The organism is Anaerolineales bacterium, assembly GCA_015075725.1.
Classification (GTDB): Bacteria; Chloroflexota; Anaerolineae; order Anaerolineales; family Villigracilaceae; genus Villigracilis.
The window spans coordinates 1791943-1806829 of record JABTTV010000001.1; the positions used below are offsets into that span (position 1 = coordinate 1791943).

Here is a 14887-nt window from a genome sequence, read left to right on the forward strand (position 1 = left end):
GACCTTGACAAACTTACTATTTAGTAAGTATAATCTTTGCTCATGACGAGGATCGAAAATTCCAAGCGGACGATACTGAACCTGGCCGAGTCCCTTCTTCAGGATAAGGGTTTCAACGGTTTCAGCTATGCTCACATCTCATCCGAACTGGGCGTGAAGAATGCCGCCATCCATTATCACTTTCCAAGCAAAGAAGACTTGGGCATCGCCGTCATTCGCCGGTATCGCGAGCGTTTCAAATTGTGGATCAATAACTCCCGCGTTAAAGACCTTGCGCCGGAAGCCAAACTTGATTGGTTCCTTGGAATCTATACAAACATGCGTGCAGACCAGGGCAAGGTCTGCCTTGTCGGCGCGATGGAAGCGGAATTCAATGCGATCCCGGATGGTTTGCGGGACGAAGTTCAAGGCATGCACAAGGAATTGCTTGTTTGGCTTCAATCTACCCTGGAAGAGGGCAGGGATGACGGGGTGTTTGCCTTCAAAGGCGAGCCTGCGGATAAAGCCGCGTTAATTCTTTCCACATTGCAAGGCGCTTTGCAAATGGCGCGCGCATTGGGCACGAAGAAGTTTCACAACGTGATCGAACAAATCAAACTGGATCTGATCAAGTAAATTTTTTTACCGATAAAACTTACCAGGTAGTAAGTTAACAAAAGGAGAAACCATGAACGTTTTAGAACCAAAAGTAGAATCGCAAGTCATTGTGAGAAAGGTCTATCGCGCTTTTTTCACGCCGGGCAAGTATGAGGTGAAGTCGAACGATGAAGCTATCCTTGCCCTAGGAAAAAATAATCGACTCCCCTTTGAAGGCGGTGAACTCGCCGTCACATCCTGGGGCGAGGACGGACCATCCGTCCTGTTGATGCATGGCTGGGGTGGAGCGCGCGCGCAAATGACGGGTTTCGTCAAGCCTTTGCTTGCATCAGGGTATAGAGTTATCGCTTATGACCAGCCCGCGCATGGAGAATCCGACGGCAGGATGACCAATATCCTTGAGATTGCTCCCACCATGGACCTGGTGATGCAGCGCGAAGGCAAATTCGATGCGATCATCGCCCATTCCTTCGGGACGATCGTCACTTCGTATGCGATTGCCAGGCGAAACTTTCCGCCTCCATCCAAACTGGTTTATCTTGGATCGTTCAACCGGCTTTTGGATTCGCTTCCGCGCTTTCAAGCCATGGCGAACCTGCCGGATGAAATCATTCATGGGCTGCGAGATATGATCTCCGAAAACTTCGGCAGGGATGTATTGGATGAGATCGTCAACGAGGACCTGGTGAAAAAGATCCGCATTCCCGCCTTGATGTTCCATGACCGCTCGGATAATGTCACACCTGTCGAAGACAGCCGCGCGATCGCAAATGCATGGAGTGAAGCACAGTATGTTGAAACCAATGGCTTGGGTCATCGCGGCGCGTTGCAGTCCGTGGAAGTGCATGAACAGGTCGTTCGATTTTTAACTGAATAAATCCTTCAAACTTATCGAGAACGTCGAGATAGATCCGCCTTCATTATTTGGTGGATCTATCTTTTTTCCACCTGCCCATTTGTCCAGGTACAATGCCAAAAGGGCGGGTGTTTTGAACTTTGTCACAACCTCGTAAGGAAACTCTAACCTTTTTCCTACACCCGCCCCCCGGCTTTTTGGTAGAATCTCCAGCAGTTATTTAGGAGAAAATTATGGCTGGCATGGAACGATTTACACAGCGGGCACGGCGCGTGCTTTCCCTCGCACATCAAGAGGCGGAACGCGCCCGCCAGAACAGCATTGGAACCGAGCACCTTCTCCTCGGATTAATGGATGAAGAAGGCGGCGTGGCGGGGCGCGTCCTGCGTGAACTCGGCATGTCATCCGACCGCGTTCGGGATGTAATTCATCGCATCTCCGGCAGTGTTCCCAACTTTGACCCCAATCGCATCGAACTTGCGCCGGAAACCCAGCAGGTTCTCGAGTATGCTGTCGATGAAGCCCGCCGGCTTGGTCATCATTACATCGGCACGGAACATATCCTGCTTGGGCTTGTCCGCGTGGATTCGACCGCGCTTGAAGCTCTTCGTCGACTTGGTGTGACTCCCGACCAGATTCGCCGCCAGACCCGGCGCGTCCTGAACGAATCCGCTTCGACCTCCGCGCCGACGCCTGCGGGACCCCAACAGGGCAGAGCCGCCCCGGGAGCGAATCCAAAGACTCCGCTCGTTGACCAGCTCGCCACCGACCTGACCTCCAAAGCCGAAGAGAAGAAACTCGACCCGGTCATCGGTCGCCAAATGGAGATCGAACGCGTCATACAAATCCTGGCGCGCCGCACCAAGAACAACCCCGCCCTCATCGGTGAACCCGGCGTGGGTAAGACCGCCATTGTGGAAGGACTCGCCCAGCGCATCGTTGATGGCGATGTGCCTGCGCCGTTGATGAACAAGCGCCTTCTTCAACTTGATGTAGGGTCGCTTGTCGCGGGGACGATGTACCGTGGTCAATTCGAGGAAAGACTCAAACGAATCATAGATGAGTTGAAACAATCGGGCGCGATCCTGTTCATAGACGAGGTTCACATGCTCGTCGGGGCGGGAGCCGCGGGCTCCTCCGTCGATGCGGCGAACATCCTCAAGCCCGCGTTATCCCGCGGAGAATTGCAGGTCATCGGCGCGACCACGCTGGATGAATACCGCAAACACATCGAATCGGATGCCGCGCTCGAACGGCGCTTCCAGCCTGTGCAGGTGGATGAGCCCTCTGAAGAAGAGACGATCGAAATTCTCAAGGGCATTCGCAATGCCTATGAAGAACACCATCATTTGGTTATTTCAGATGAAGCTCTCAAGGCTGCCGCTCATCTTTCGACACGCTACGTCACCGAAAGATTTTTACCGGACAAAGCCATCGACCTGATCGACGAATCGTCTTCGCGTGTGCGCATGTATAAAAGTCCCGCCGCGAAACAAGCCAAGGATCTTTTCAGCCAGTTGCGCCAGGCGCGTCAGAACCGCTCGCTTGCGAGTGAAGAAGGCAATACAGAAGATGTGCGCGAGTGGGAGGAACGCGAGATGGACCTCTCGGCGCAGATCGAACGCCTGCGCACCGGTTGGGACCGCGCGAACAGCCCCGTTGTATCCGCGGATGATATCGCCGAAGTCGTGTCGATGTGGACGGGTGTTCCGCTCATGCAGTTGACGGAAGAAGAATCGCAGCGCCTGCTCAAGATGGAGGAAGAACTTCGCAAAGCCATCATCGGTCAGGAAGATGCCATCATCGCGATTTCGCGTGCTGTGCGCCGCGCCCGGGCTGGTTTGAAGAATCCCAAACGTCCCATCGGTTCGTTCATGTTCCTCGGACCGACCGGTGTCGGCAAAACAGAATTGACGAAAGCGCTTGCCAAATTCATGTTCGGCAGTGAAGATGCCGCTGTGCAGCTCGATATGTCCGAGTTCATGGAAAGACATACAGCATCCCGTCTTGTGGGCGCGCCTCCTGGATACATCGGCTATGAAGATGCCGGCCAGCTTACGGAAGCGCTGCGCCGCCGCCCGTATTCCATCGTCGTCTTCGACGAGATCGAAAAAGCGCACCCCGAAGTCCACAACATGCTTCTGCAGATCATGGAAGAGGGTCACCTCAGCGATGCGAAGGGGCACAAGGTGGATTTCCGCAACGCCATCATCGTGATGACCTCCAACATCGGTGCGGATGTCATCAAGCGCCAGTCCAACCTCGGCTTTGCCCTCAAACGCGATGAAGTCACCGAGGAAAGACTCTCCTACGAAGACATGCGCAAGAAGTTGAACGAATCGCTCAAGCGCGCCTTCCGCCCCGAGTTCATCAACCGCGTGGACGCAGTGGTGATCTTCCGCGCTCTCAACAAGGATGACATCAAGCAGATCGTCAGCCTCGAACTGGACAAGGTCGCCGAACGCCTCAAAGACCACGACCTGAACCTGGTCGCTCAGCCCGAGGCTTTGTCTTTGCTGGCAGAGCAGGGCTATGACTCTGAGTTCGGCGCGCGCCCATTACGCCGCGTGATCCAAATGAAAGTGGAAGACCCGCTTTCGGATAAACTGCTCTCCGGCGAATTCGTCGACGGCGACAGCGTCACCATCGTCGTGGACGATGACGGCGAGATCGCGCTGGTGAAATCCGGCGAATCGGTTGCCGAGCCGAGTTTATAAATAACTCAAGACCCTAAGGGTTTCCAAAACCTTTAGGGTCTGAAATTCTATATCGATGAACAAACACGAACTTTTAAAACAAGCCGACTACAATTTTCAGCGCGGAAACCGCGAACTGGCGGGGAAGTACCTTTCAGACCTTCTCGCCATACAGCCGGACAATGAGGTCGCCTGGATGCTCCTTGCGCGCGTGATGGAGGAAAAGGAACGCAAGATCGAGTGTTTCGAGCGCGTGCTTAAGATAAACCCGAAGAACGAAGAAGCCAAACTCGGCCTCATCCGTGTGCGCGCTGCCATCAGCCCGACCCTGCCCCTGCAGAGACAGATAAAAAATCAAAAACCCAAAACCGGTCCATATCGAAAAATGACGCGCGGCGCGCTGCTCACGCTGATCGGGTTTTTATTATTTGGCACGACCACCTATGTGATCGCCCGCAGCAATCCAAATTCGAAGATCGCCCAGGTCCTTGCGCTTGCAACCCCGACCGCGCCGGCCAGTGCGGCGCTTCCCGATAACGTCGCTCCCGAGACGCGGGCCGAGGTCAGCGCGTCGTATCCCGAGTATGCCCCGCTGTTGGATGCTCTGCTGGGTTTCGCCGTGGCGAATGCAGAGAACGGCATGGAGGGCGCGCCGGAACGTCCCGGCGACCGGATCATCACTTCTGACGCGACCGGGATGGAAACGAAGGAAATGCTTGAAAACAGCATGCCGCAGCCGGGGAGCATGACTTCTGTGACCATTACCGAACAGCAGATCACGTCCTGGCTGGCGATGGAGATGAAGAACACCCCCGACCTTCCGCTGCAGGAAATTCAGGTTTACCTGCGGGACGGCAAGGTGCAAGTCTGGGGCATGATCAGCGGAAGCGGGAACTCCACTTCCGCCCTGGTCGTGGGGGAGTTGACCATCGGTGAAAATAAACATCCTCGTTTCACCATCGAATCCATGCAAGTCGGGCAGCAGGTCGTCCCTGCGGTTCTTCTCTCACAGATGGAGTCGTGGTTGAACCAATCTCTTAGCCGGCAGATCGATGAAGCGGTGCCTGGCTTGGAACTGGTGAGTGTCAAGGTCACCAGCGGGTTGGTCACGGTTTCGGGAACGAGGTAACAACTTTCGGTGAAGAAAGAAGCGCGAAAGGTCCGCTGAAAGGCGGGCTTTTTGTAATCCTTTGTTAAGGAATTTTTCGCTCCCAATCTCGTCTAATCCCATGAAAAGGAGAATTTATCATGAACGCGAATTATGAAACCATCACGCTGGCTGGGGGATGCTTCTGGTGTTTGGAGGCTGTTTACGACGAAGTGAAGGGAGTGTTGTCGGTTGATTCGGGGTATTCCAACGGGCATCTGAAGAACCCGACCTATCGGCAGGTCTGCAGCGGGGATTCGGGTCATGCCGAGGTGGTGCAGATCAAGTTCGACCCGGCTGTGATCGGCGTCCGCGATATTTTGAACGTCTTCTTCAGAATTCACGACCCGACGACGTTGAACCGCCAGGGCGCGGACGTGGGACCGCAATACCGCTCGGGCATTTACTATCACACGCCTGAGCAAAAGGAGATTGCCGAGTCGCTCATCGATGAATTGAACGCGCAGAAGATCTGGGATAACCCGATCGTCACCGAAGTGGAGCCGGTCAAGGATTTCTATATCGCCGAGGATTATCACCAGGAATACTTCGCGAAGAATCCGTATCAACCGTATTGCATGGCGGTCGTCGCGCCGAAGGTAAGCAAGTTCCGCAAGCATTACCAGGAGTTGTGGCGGAAGCAGGCTGCCTAGTGCCGTAAAAGGAAAGCCATCAGCAAAGACTGATGGCTTTTTGATTTTAAAGGATCACACGGCGTGCAGATATAATTGCGCGGGTGAACACTTACCTTTCCCTTCTGCAACTTCGTCCAAAATATCGTTCTCTCTGGCTGTCGCAGGTGATCAGCCTGACGGGCGATTGGTTCAATACCATTGCTTCGGTCATCATTGTCAATCGTTACGCTGACTCGGGTCTGGCGGTGGGAGGTTTGTTCATCGCCCGTGCATTGCCGCCATTTTTGCTGGGTCCTGTTGCGGGTGTGGTCGCCGATCGCTTTGACCGCCGAAGGGTCATCATCCTAAGCGATGTTTTGCGCGCCGCGATTGTGCTTTGTTTTTTATTGGTGGACCGCCCGGAAAGATTGTGGCTTCTTTATGTATTGACCGTCTTGCAGTTCAGCGTATCGTCATTTTTTGAACCGGCGCGCGCCGCGCTCACACCGGCTCTGGTGGAATCGAATGAACTGCTTACCGCCAACACGCTTGCGAGCGTCACCTGGTCTGCGATGCTGACGTTGGGCGGCGCAATCGGAGGAATTACCGCTTCGTTGTTTGGCGTGCCCGTTTCACTGGTTGTGGACTCGGCGAGTTTTCTTCTATCGGCGATCCTTGTTTGGAACATCCCGGGTCAGTTCCGATCGCAGGAGGCTCACGCGCTGGAAAGCGGATGGAAAAATTTTGTGGATGGTCTGAGTTACGTCCGCAAGAACCTTGATATCGGAATGCTGACATTGGTCAAAGCCTTGGGGCAGGTGGGCAGTTTCGATATCATCGCCGCGCTGTATGCCTCGCGCCTCTTTCGTTACGGGCAGGAGGGAGCGACCACGCTGGGCTTGATGTTTACAGCCTTTGGCGTAGGCGCGGTCATCGGTCCGCTGATCGCGAACCGCTTGGGCGATTCAAGCACAGTCTGGTTGAGGCGCGCCATCCTGGGCGGATTCCTTTGCATGCCCGTTGCGTGGTTCATTGTCGGTCTTGCGCCTTCGCTGCCGATCGTGCTGCTGGGATGCATCCTGCGCGGCATGGGCGGCTCGATCAATTGGACGTACAGCGACGTGTTGCTGCAAATGTCCGTGCCGGATCAATTGTTGGGACGTGTATTCGCTTTTGACTTTGCAGTTTTTACCCTGGCGGTTTCCATATCCCTTTGGCTGACCGGCTTCATCACGGATGAGTTCCAACTTGCCCCGCGCAGTATCGTGTTGATTTTGGCCGTTGGAAGTTTCGCTCCATTGGCGGTGTGGGGTTACGCATTGCGCTTGAAACCGCGTCCAACGGAAAGAGCGACATAAACAAAAGGTGAGATTCCCGTTTGTGTCAATTCCAACACCCATTGCCAATCGGGTAGCTTGCTTTGATTAAGTGCTTATGATCATGATTTCCCGATCTTGCTGAAGCCGAAAAACTCTGTCGCAAAGCATTGACAATTTATCATTAAGGGTGTATATACACGTATTATGTTCAAAGATATGCCGCGTGAGGCGCTCTACCAGTTTGCACGACAACAAGTTCCGTGTGTGGGTTTCAACGTTCGGCGTGCCACGCGTTTGGTGACCCAGTATTATGACAAGATCCTTATGCCGACCGGGCTACGTTCCACTCAATATTCCCTCATGAATGTCCTGGAATTTGTGGATGAAATCAGCATACAGGATCTTTCTCTTGTGCTTGCAATGGATCGTACTACACTGACGCGTAATCTGCGCCCGCTTTCCTCACAAGGATGGGTGAAAATCGTACAAGCAGAGGATAAACGCATCCGTTTGATCTCGCTTACTGCAAAAGGGAGGGAAAAAATGAGCAAGGCTTTTCCGTATTGGCAGGAGGCACAATCTTCGATTGTGGCGCAAATAGGCGCGTCGAATTGGAATGTGCTGTTAGATGGACTTCACAGGGTTTCCATTGCTGCTGAAAATGGATTTTGAGTAACAAATCTATGCCCGGGTCACTGGGTTATGATTTGAATTAATTAGGTGTATATACACACAATGGAGAAAATATGAAACGCAACGAATTAACGAGAAAAAAACTAGGGCGCATCAGTTACCTTGAAGGGGGCAAAGGCAGACCCATACTCTTCTTACACGGATTTCCCGGCTCCGCCTATTCATGGGAATCTACCGCCCGTCTATTGCTCGATCAGCATCCTGGAACATATCGCGCCATCATCCCCGATCTGTTGGGGTTTGGAGAGTCTGACACAGCCGCTAGCGACCTGTTCGCCTCTGCTCAGGCGGAGGCGCTTGCGGGCTTCCTGAACCAGCTCGGCATTTCGGAGTTCTTTTTGGTTTTACACGATTTCGGCGGACCGGTCGGGCTGACGCTTCTTCGCAAACATCCTGAGTTAAGAGTTCACAAACTGGTGTTGTCTGCCACTAACTTGTTTACTGATACCCCCATTCCCTTTCCGCTTCGTAGTGCTGGTGTGCCTGTATTGGGTGATATTGTCTATAAATCCATGGCAGGCAGCGCCTTCGGCTTTCAGATGATGTATCTATTTGCGGCTCGAAACAAACAAGATTTACCCTGGTCTGATTTCAAAAGACACATCACCCCGCACGGATTGTCTTCGACTGCCCGCATTTTTCAACATGCTCTTGCCGATCTGCCGGGCAATTATCTGCCAATTCAGGACTTCGCCGGGCGCCTCCGTATTCCGGCCTTGATCGTGTGGGGGGATCGCGACCCGTTCTTTCCTGTATCTGTGGCCAAACGCTCCAATGCGCTTATCCGGAATTCTGTTCTGATAATTTATGAACAGACGGGACATTTCGTCCCAGAGGAAAGGGCAGATCATTTTGTCAAGGATATAACAGGCTTCTTTTCATCCTAGATTACTTTCTGAAGGGTCTGGATAAAGTTTGTTATACTGTCCAAGCCTATGAAAGAAAGCAAGACGCTCAATTTTTATATCCGCGACCTGCCCATCTTCGGCGATGCCATCCTCGCGCCCATGGACGGGTATTCGGACTGGCCCTTCCGCTCGATCTGCCGCGAACTCGGTTCCGCCATGAGTTACACCGAGTTCATCAAAGTGGAGAAGATTCTTAGCAAATCGAAGCAACCTGCCAAGCGGATGTATTTCACCGAGCCGGAGCGCCCGATCACCTTCCAAATCTACGGCGAAGACCCGGACCTCATCCTGCAAGCGGCGTTGAAAATCCAGGAGAACAAACCCGATGTGATCGACCTCAACATGGGCTGTCCCGCCAAAACCATCGCGGACCGCGGCGCGGGCGTGGGCATGATGCTTTCGCCGCTTCGTATCGCGCGGACATTTCGCAAGTTGGTAAAACATTTGCGCGTGCCGGTTACGGGAAAAATCCGCCTCGGCTGGGAGAGGAACAAGAACTACAAACTCATTGCCCGCATCGTGGAAGAAGAAGGCGGCTCGCTGATCGCCATTCACGGACGCACAAAGGAACAACGCTATGCAGGCAACGCCGATTGGGACGCCATCGCCGAAGTGAAATCCACTGTCAAGATTCCCGTCATCGGTAGCGGCGATGTGAAAACTGTCGCGGATATCGACCGCATGAAGGCTTATACAAACGTGGATGCGGTGATGATCGGGCGCGGCGCGATTCCCAATCCCTGGATCTTTTCACGAATGGACCGCGATCAGGTCCCGCCCGAGATGGTGAAGGAAACCATCCGCAAACATCTCGCGCGCAGCGTTGAATTCTACGGCGAAGAGGACGGCACACGACTCTTCCGCAAGAATGCCGTGCAGTATGTGATGATGCAGCATCTCACCCGAGACGAACGACGCGAAATTCTCCGCTCGCGTCCGTCTGCTGAGTTCATGGAACTGCTGGAAAAGATTTACGATTCACCGGTTCTTCAACTCCAAACCTGACAGGTTTTCGAAAACCTGTCAGGTGTTACTTTATAATAATAAAATGATCCTCGACCTCCCCTACATTCTCGAAACGCGGCGCAATCACGCGCTCGAACACGCCACCATTCACCTGCTTTCGCGGAAACATCCCGGCAGGCGCATGGCAGGACACTCCAATCCCACCGGTTTTTTTCTGCTCGGCGATCTGGAGACACAGGATATCCGGTCGGCGGCGATGGAGGCGTATACTCGACTCAATTCCGGTGAAAGCGGACTTGCGATTCATCCCGGCTGTGGGACGAACCTCGCGACCACCGCGCTTCTCTCCGCGACCTTTGCCTGGTTCCCGCTGCGAGGGACAAGGTCCACGCTGTGGCGGTTGTTTTTGATCCCGTTTGCTTTGGTCTTTGCGATTGCAGGATACCAGCTCAGCAAGCCGCTCGGACCGTGGCTGCAAAAAAATGTCACCACCGAAGCGGATCTGGGAAGTTTGCAGATCGCGGATATTGTGCCCATTCGCAAAGGCGTCCATCGGGTAATAACCCGGTAGGGACACGATATATCGTGTCCCTACGGTTTCATTATGCCCACCATCTACCTCCTCTACGGCAACGACGAATTTGCCATCGCGCGCAAGGTCAAGGAATTCGAATCCGACTTCACTGACCCGACCGCGGCGGAAATGAACACGACCCGCCTCGAAGCGCGCACGATGACCGAGAACGACCTCAATAACGCGGTCAATGCCATGCCATTCCTCGCGCCAAAGCGATTGGTGTTCATTGCGTATCCTTCGGCAAGATACAACAAGCCGGATGGGCGCAAGAAGTTCTTGGAATTCCTGGAGAAAGCCCCCGACACTACCAAAGTGATTCTGTTCGATACAGTGGAGAAACCGAAAGATTCGGATAAACACTGGCTCGTCAAATGGGCGGAGAAGAATAAAGCGCTTGTCAAATCCCAGCCTTTTTTCCTCCCTCAATTACGGGATATGCCCGGCTGGATCGTCAATGAGACAAAGAATCAGGGCGGGAAGATCGAACCGGGTGCCGCGGCAAAACTCGCCGAAATGACTGGCGTGGATACCCGTCAGGCGGGGATGGAAATTTCCAAGCTGCTGGCATATGTAAACTGGGAGCGACCCGTGCGCGGGTCCGATGTGGAGGCGGTTTGCATCGTCACGTCGCAACAAAGCGTGTTCGATTTCGTCGATGCGTTATCGCAAGGCAATGCCAGGGTCGCGCAAAAGTTGCTGCATCGTTTGTTGGAAAGCGAAGACGCGTTCTCGCTATGGGGGATGGTGGTGCGACAGTTCCGTTTGTTGATTCAAGCCAGAGAGATATTGGACGGTCGCGGAAACAAAGACGATGTGGCGCGGGCGCTCCAGGTTCATCCATTCGTGGCGGAGAAGACCACCGGGCAGGCGCAACGTTTTTCGATGGAAGCGCTGGAGGGAATTTACCATCGCCTGCTGCGGATCGACGAGCAGGTAAAAACAAGCCAGGTCACATTGGATCTGGCTCTCGATACGCTGGTCGTGGAACTGGCGCGTTAGTTTTCACGGCGCGAACGGTGGGACAAAATCGGCGGTAGAGATTCCCCCAATGAGCGCCAGGATCGATAAAAGACAATAGGGCGCAAGGCAGAGAAAATTCAACGCCAGCCCGGCGATCGCCAATCCGCGTTTCGGGTCTTTCTTCCTCAATGCAAGGATGCCGAGAACGACCCCTGCGCTGGCGAGCAGGATGGTGAGTATCGCCATTACGGCACCTCCGCCAAAAACGAGTGTGTAGCCCGCGGTTTCATCGAAAGGGGAGGGTATAATTTCAAAAAGCTTTTTGAAAAGCCGATTTACAAGTGTCTCTGGGAGGCTCAAATGCCAATACCTGATTACCAATCCTTGATGTTGCCACTCGTTAAACTTGCTTCCGATAGAGAGGAGCATTCGCTACAAGAAGCAACCAAAACGATAGCCAAAGAATTCAATCTTTCCGAAATTGACTTGGCAGAATTATTACCAAGCGGAAGAAAAACACGATTTTATGATCGAATTGGTTGGGCTGTAACATACCTTCGCAAAGCAGGGTTATTGAATTCCCAGGGGAGGGGAAAATTTCAAATCACTCAAAGAGGGTTGGATGTTCTAAAGAATCCACCGAAACGTATCAATGTCGAATTCCTAGAACAATACGAAGAATTCGTTAAATTTCGAACACGACGCGATAGAGAGGATGAAGAAGTAACAACAGCAGGACAACTGGAAACCCAAACCCCGGAAGAAGCCATCGAAGCTGCTCATCAAAACCTTCGCCAAACACTAGCTGACGAGCTTATTCAAACCATTAAAAACTGTTCACCTACATTTTTTGAGAGGCTCGTTATTGATGTCTTGGTAAAGATGGGGTATGGAGGCACGCGGAAGGATGCCGGGAAAGCCATTGGAAGAAGCGGCGATGGTGGTATTGACGGCATTATTAATGAAGACCGGCTTGGGCTTGACGTGATATATATTCAAGCAAAGAAATGGGAAGGATCTGTGGGACGCCCTGAACTCCAGAAATTTGCTGGCGCATTACAAGGGAAGCGAGCAAAAAAGGGTATTTTTATTTCCACCTCGACCTTCACAAATGAAGCAAAAGAGTATGTATCTCAGATAGACAGCAAAATTACTCTTATTGATGGAGAAACTCTGAGCCAGTTGATGATTGACTACAATGTGGGAGTTAACTCCATTGCCACATACGAATTAAAGAAAATAGACAACGACTATTTTATTGAAGAATAGAAAAGCATGTCACCCTGGGCGCCAGCAAAGGTTCTCGGAGAAAATCATTGAGATGCTTCGTTGCGCGAGTCGCCACTCAGCATGACAGAAAACAAAATGACCAAATTTCAAACCGCCTCCTCTAAATTCGACTCGCTCACGAACGGGCAATGCCGTCCGCAGTCCGCCGCGTTGACGTTTGACTCGACAGGCGACCTGCGCGCGCTTGATCATTACTTTCCCATCGTGCGCATGCTGGGCGAAGCGGGGACCGATTCTTTTTACCAACTTCTCCGGCACATCGCAGAGCATTCCAACTTTGACCTGCAACTGATCGGCGCGAACAAGACAGATCTCACTACCCAAATGCCCGCATCTGTGAAGCATCTGGTGGCGGGGCATCTTGCCGAGGTATTTTTCTTTCGGCAGGACATCCTCGCGCGTTTTCTTTCCAGCCCGCGCCATTTTCAACTCTACACCACGCCCGAAGCCTTTCAACAGGATGGCGGCGTGGCAGGCGGATGTTACAACCCCGCGCGCGAATCGATTCAACTCGTGCTATCCCGTCTCTTTGAAGGTTTCAACGGCGCGACGCCGGGCGTGTGTCCATTCCTGCATGAGCTGGGTCACATGCTCGATGCGTTCGACGCAGGGTCCGGGTCCATGAAACGAGGCGAGGGACTCTATCCCGGATTAAGAGCCAGCGACGGCGACATCTTCACACCAAAAGCGCGGGATTTTTTCATCAAAGGCAAACGCCTCGAACTGACCCGTTACCTGTCCCGCCTCGAGGGAGATTTATCCCAGCCGATACCGATCGGGCATCCCTACGTCTTTCAGAATGACGGCGAATTCGCAGCGGGCTATCTTGAGATGTTCTTCCGCAACCCGCATTACTTCGCACTGCAAAACGCGGAACTTTTCATGGCATACGTTGAGTTGTTCGGCTATGACACGCGCCGCGCGTGGATGGAGGATTTCCCGCATTACGTCAACGCCAACCGCAGTTTTTATGCCAGCGGTCAAATGCCGACTAGATCGGGCTTGAGCCTCCCCAAAGAGTGATTCATGGAAGAAAATGAGTTCGTAATCTTTGCCGAGTTGGAACGCGATAAATTCGAAGAGATTCTTGCCCGCCTGATGCAGCATTATCCCGGTATACAATCCGGCAGGCAGGGCGACGACTGGATCTGGGTCCAAATCGACGACGACAAGGTGGAGATCGATTCGTTCACATCCATGCAGCTGGAAGTGAAAGCAAAACGACGGCAATCCGCCGTCGTTCAAAAGCTCGTCAACTTCATGGAACCCCGTTGGGTCTTGCAGGTCTTTGACCCGCCCAAAGAAGACCTAACCCGCTAACTTCTTTTTTCGCCGCGCCAGCATTACCTCGCGCAGCCTCCCCAAACCCAGCAAATTCAAGACCGCTGAAACGAAAATATTCATGCGCCTCAGGGCGACCGGCGGATAAATGAAAAGCGCCCGGAACCATGCCCGTAAGGCTTGTGCGGGCAAAGCGCCGTCGAGCAGATAACGCGCGTCCACACGAAAGGCCGAGGCGTGGGCGCGCCGGTCGATCTTATGCAGGGTGGCTGCCAGGTCTTTGTCCTGCGCGATGGTTTCCAAAATGCGAAAGGCTTCACGCCCGAATTCGGCGGCTTTGGAAATATTTTTCGCTTCGGCATGGTAACGCGCAGCTGACCAGGTCTGGTTTACGTGCAGGATGCGTCCCTGCTTGGCGATTTTTATCCAAAGCAAATGGTCGAGTAAAAAGTGGAACGTGAGGTCAAGTCCGCTGGTTTGTTGCAGTGCCGAGCGGCGCATGAAGACGGCCGGTTGACCGATGATCTGAAAACACAACAAATCTTCAAGCGTGAGTTGTCTGTAGGTGAGCGTATTGAAGGTCTGGCTGTTCTCGTCCACGGCGAGCATGTTGCCATAAACCAGCACCACATCAGGGTTTTCTTCAAAAACCTTCACCGCTTTGCTGATCGTTCCAGGCAGATAATAATCATCTGAGTTGAGCCAGGCGACGATCTCGCCTCTCGCGCGGGCAAAGCCTTTGTTGATGGCATCGGCTTGCCCTTCATCTTTTATCGATTCCCAATATGACAATCTGCCCGCATGCTTCCTGATGATCTCGACACTTCCATCGGTGGATGCGCCATCCATGACGATGTACTCGATGCGCGGATAATCCTGGTCCAGCACAGATAGGATCGTCTGTTCGAGATATTTGGCTTGGTTATATGAGGGGGTGATGATGGAAACGAGGGTCATAACAGATTGGTAGGGACGACGCATGC

16 protein-coding genes are annotated in these 14887 nt (G+C 53.1%); 14 read left to right on the forward strand and 2 right to left on the reverse strand.

The genetic code is table 11. The features are described 5' to 3' along the window. Positions 1–42 precede the first annotated feature (42 nt). From HS100_08645 to holA, 11 genes are all read left to right on the forward strand, one after another. The gene (locus tag HS100_08645; GenBank protein MBE7433973.1) at positions 43–615 is read left to right on the forward strand and encodes a TetR/AcrR family transcriptional regulator; all 573 of its coding nucleotides are present in this window, start codon (positions 43–45) and stop codon (positions 613–615) included. Positions 616–667: 52 nt separating this feature from the next. After that, positions 668–1474: an alpha/beta fold hydrolase gene (locus HS100_08650; GenBank protein MBE7433974.1), complete on the forward strand. Its 807-nt coding sequence runs from the start codon at positions 668–670 to the stop codon at positions 1472–1474. A gap of 212 nt (positions 1475–1686) precedes the next feature. Continuing rightward, positions 1687–4170 carry an ATP-dependent Clp protease ATP-binding subunit gene (locus HS100_08655; protein MBE7433975.1) on the forward strand — a complete coding sequence of 828 codons (2484 nt, stop codon included), beginning with the start codon at positions 1687–1689 and terminating at the stop codon, positions 4168–4170. A gap of 55 nt (positions 4171–4225) precedes the next feature. Further along, on the forward strand, positions 4226–5278 hold the full coding sequence (locus tag HS100_08660; GenBank protein MBE7433976.1) for a hypothetical protein: 1053 nt from the start codon (positions 4226–4228) through the stop codon (positions 5276–5278). Positions 5279–5397: 119 nt separating this feature from the next. Further along, complete coding sequence (gene msrA / locus HS100_08665; protein ID MBE7433977.1) at positions 5398–5949, forward strand: peptide-methionine (S)-S-oxide reductase MsrA; 552 nt, start codon at positions 5398–5400, stop codon at positions 5947–5949. A gap of 83 nt (positions 5950–6032) precedes the next feature. Continuing rightward, the gene (locus HS100_08670) at positions 6033–7268 is read left to right on the forward strand and encodes an MFS transporter (GenBank protein MBE7433978.1); all 1236 of its coding nucleotides are present in this window, start codon (positions 6033–6035) and stop codon (positions 7266–7268) included. Positions 7269–7433: 165 nt separating this feature from the next. Continuing rightward, a complete protein-coding gene (locus HS100_08675) occupies positions 7434–7901 on the forward strand; it encodes a winged helix-turn-helix transcriptional regulator (GenBank protein MBE7433979.1) in 468 nt (155 codons plus the stop codon). A gap of 74 nt (positions 7902–7975) precedes the next feature. After that, positions 7976–8809, forward strand: a complete 834-nt coding sequence (locus HS100_08680; protein MBE7433980.1) for an alpha/beta hydrolase — start codon at positions 7976–7978, stop codon at positions 8807–8809. A gap of 48 nt (positions 8810–8857) precedes the next feature. After that, positions 8858–9835 (forward strand): tRNA-dihydrouridine synthase family protein, encoded by a 978-nt coding sequence (locus HS100_08685; protein MBE7433981.1) that lies wholly within the window; start codon positions 8858–8860, stop codon positions 9833–9835. Positions 9836–9878: 43 nt separating this feature from the next. Then, on the forward strand, positions 9879–10367 hold the full coding sequence (locus tag HS100_08690) for a hypothetical protein (GenBank protein MBE7433982.1): 489 nt from the start codon (positions 9879–9881) through the stop codon (positions 10365–10367). Positions 10368–10400: 33 nt separating this feature from the next. Beyond that, positions 10401–11372 (forward strand): DNA polymerase III subunit delta, encoded by a 972-nt coding sequence (gene holA, locus HS100_08695; GenBank protein ID MBE7433983.1) that lies wholly within the window; start codon positions 10401–10403, stop codon positions 11370–11372. Between the two features lie 3 nt (positions 11373–11375). Here holA and HS100_08700 read toward each other — a convergent pair whose 3' ends face one another. Further along, positions 11376–11579 (reverse strand): hypothetical protein, encoded by a 204-nt coding sequence (locus HS100_08700; GenBank protein ID MBE7433984.1) that lies wholly within the window; start codon positions 11577–11579, stop codon positions 11376–11378. A gap of 114 nt (positions 11580–11693) precedes the next feature. Between HS100_08700 and HS100_08705 the strand changes: the two genes are divergently transcribed. The 3 genes from HS100_08705 to HS100_08715 all read left to right on the forward strand — a co-directional run bounded on the left by HS100_08705 (position 11694) and on the right by HS100_08715 (position 13943). Then, the gene (locus HS100_08705) at positions 11694–12602 is read left to right on the forward strand and encodes a restriction endonuclease (protein ID MBE7433985.1); all 909 of its coding nucleotides are present in this window, start codon (positions 11694–11696) and stop codon (positions 12600–12602) included. 96 nt (positions 12603–12698) lie between these two features. Next, positions 12699–13646 (forward strand): hypothetical protein, encoded by a 948-nt coding sequence (locus tag HS100_08710; protein MBE7433986.1) that lies wholly within the window; start codon positions 12699–12701, stop codon positions 13644–13646. Between the two features lie 3 nt (positions 13647–13649). Continuing rightward, positions 13650–13943 (forward strand): hypothetical protein, encoded by a 294-nt coding sequence (locus HS100_08715; protein MBE7433987.1) that lies wholly within the window; start codon positions 13650–13652, stop codon positions 13941–13943. Here the strand turns inward: HS100_08715 and HS100_08720 are convergent. Continuing rightward, complete coding sequence (locus HS100_08720; GenBank protein MBE7433988.1) at positions 13932–14885, reverse strand: glycosyltransferase; 954 nt, start codon at positions 14883–14885, stop codon at positions 13932–13934. The genes HS100_08715 and HS100_08720 overlap by 12 nt on opposite strands. Positions 14886–14887: the final 2 nt, after the last annotated feature.